Source organism: Mesorhizobium sp. M7A.F.Ca.CA.004.04.2.1, from assembly GCF_004022825.1.
Classification (GTDB): Bacteria; Pseudomonadota; Alphaproteobacteria; order Rhizobiales; family Rhizobiaceae; genus Mesorhizobium.
Genome location: NZ_RZPH01000075.1, coordinates 8,832 through 11,284, shown reverse-complemented (window position 1 = coordinate 11,284; position 2,453 = coordinate 8,832). Strand labels below are relative to the sequence as shown.

The 2,453-nt window shown below is 63.4% G+C and carries 3 protein-coding genes; all 3 read left to right on the top strand.

Annotated elements, in window-relative coordinates; translation table 11 throughout:
- Window positions 1–557: carbohydrate ABC transporter permease (locus tag EN893_RS05720; protein ID WP_164900728.1), on the top strand; the 557-nt coding region annotated here is incomplete at its 5' end.
- Entirely contained in the window at window positions 554–1,513 is a 960-nt protein-coding gene (locus tag EN893_RS05715) for a sugar ABC transporter permease (protein WP_127270896.1), read from the top strand. The genes EN893_RS05720 and EN893_RS05715, both read left to right, overlap by 4 nt.
- The coding region (locus EN893_RS05710) for an ABC transporter ATP-binding protein (protein WP_245490802.1) at window positions 1,510–2,453 on the top strand (944 nt) is incomplete at its 3' end. The genes EN893_RS05715 and EN893_RS05710, both read left to right, overlap by 4 nt.

Sequence of the window (2,453 nt, the reverse complement as noted above, 5' to 3'; positions counted from 1 at the left end):
CCGCGGCTTATGGGCTGTCGCGTTTCGGCTCCGGCCAGAACCTGCCGCTGGCGCTGATCCAGCTCAGGATCTTTCCGCCGATGGCGGTCATGATCCCGGTGATGATCATGTGGGCTTTCCTCAACTTCACCGACAGCTGGTGGGGCCTGGCGCTGATCTACGGCATCGTCACCTTGCCGTTCGCCTTCTGGCTGATGAAGACCTTCTTCGACGACATGCCGCGCGAGATCGAGGAGGCAGCGCTTGTCGAAGGCTGTTCGCGGCTGCGCGTCTTCACCCGCATCACGCTGCCGATGATGCGCGCGCCGCTCGCCAGTGCCGCGCTCTTCGTCTTCATCCTCAACTGGTCAGACTATCTGATCGCGCTGCTTCTGACGACGCGCGAATGGGTGACCATCCCGGTCTACATGGCCTCGCTATCCTCCTCGATGACCGGGCAGCTCTATGGCGCCAAGGCGGCGCTTGGCCTGATCGCGGCCGTGCCGCCGGTCATCATGGGCATCGCCATCCAACGCCATCTGGTGCGCGGGTTGACGTTCGGGGCGCTCAAGCAATGAGCGCGGTGACTGCCATGACGTCCAAGGATGAGATGACAGCCGTCGGAGCAAAGCCGGTTTCGCGCGATGAGGGCGCAAGGCTGGGTTTTCGCCTGACATTGCCTGCGCAGATCCTGGTGCTGTTCATCTCGGCCTTCCCGCTGTTGATGCAGCTCTACATCAGCGTCACTGACTGGTCGCCGCTGTCGGGCACCGGCTGGTGGAACGCCTGGTCGATGTGGAACAGCTTTGCCAACTACACCGATCTCGCCGCCGACGCGCGCTTCTGGAGCGCGCTGAAGCGTACGGCCATCGTCATGATCGTCTGCGTGCCGGCGGAATTCCTGCTTGGGCTGGCGCTGGCGACGCTGTTTGCCGACGATTTCCCGGGCAAGCGCGCCTTCTATTCGATCCTGCTGATGCCGATGATGGTGGTGCCGGCGGTGGCCGGCTACATGTTCTTCATGCTGTTCCAGTCGAGAGGGCCGGTGAACGACATCTTGTCGGCGCTCACCGGATCTCCCGTCACCATCGCCTGGCTGTCGGATCCGACTCTGGCGCTGATCGCGGTGATGGTCGCCGACATCTGGCAGTGGACGCCGCTGATGTTCCTCATCCTGCTTGCCGGTCTGGTCGGCGTGCCGGAGGATCAGATCAAGGCGGCGACGCTGCTCGGCGCCAATCCCTGGCAGCGCTTCGTCACCATCGTGCTGCCGAAGATGAAGACGATCATCATCATCGCGCTGGCGATCCGGGTGATCGAGAACTTCAAGATCTTCGACACGCTCTACATCATGACCGGCGGCGGTCCAGGCGTCGCCACCGAAACCATCTCGGTCTACATCTACAAGCTCACCACTCAGGATTTGATCTGGGGCTATGTGGCGGCGATCGCGCTGGCCATTCTGGTCGTGCTGTCGATCGTCGCGGTGTTTGCCATGAAGCGCATGGCGCGGGCACGCGAGGTAACGGCATGAGCGCGATCCACTTGCAGAACCTGGTCAAGAAATTCGGCGACTTTACCGCGCTCAAGACCATGGACCTGGCAATATCAGACGGCGAGTTCATGGCGCTGCTCGGCCCGTCGGGCTGCGGCAAGTCGACGACGATGAACATGATCGCCGGCATGGAAGAGCCGACCGGCGGCAAGATCCTGTTTGGCGAGCGCGACATGGCCGGCGTGCCGATGGGCCGGCGCGGCGTCGGCTTCGTCTTCCAGAACTACGCCATCTTCACGCATATGACGGTGCGCCAGAACCTTGCCTATGGACCAAAAATGCGAGGGGCTGCCAAAGCCGAGATCGACCGCCGTGTCGGCGCTATCGCTGAGATGCTGCAGCTGACGCCGCTGCTCGACCGCAAGGCCGACAGGCTGTCGGTCAACATCTTGCAGCGGGTGGCGATCGGCCGCTCGGCGATCATGGAGCCGGCGATCTTCCTGCTCGACGAGCCGCTGTCCAATGTCGACGCCGCTTTCCGGGCCGTCATGCGCACCGAACTGAAGCAGCTGCAGCGGCAGTTCCGCCAGACCATGGTCTATGTCACCCACGATCAGCTTGAGGCGATGACCATGGCCGACCGCATCGCGGTCATGGATCATGGCGTGCTGCAGCAGGTCGGCACGCCGCTCGAGGTCTACAACGATCCGGCCAATGTCTTCGTCGCCCGCTTTATCGGTGCGCCGGGCATGAACCTGCTCAAAGGCAGGCCAGCGGAGAGCGACCGCGGACTGGTCGTCGATCTCGGACCGCTGGGCGTCACGCCGCCGCTGCCGGGCGAACTCGCAGCGGCCATGCGTGGTGCGCGCGGCGAGGTGCTTTACGGATTCCGGCCTGAACAGGCGACGTTGGTGCAGAATGGGCAGGGCCTCGCAATGCCGGTGACCTTTGTCGAACGGATCGGTGCGCGCACCATCGT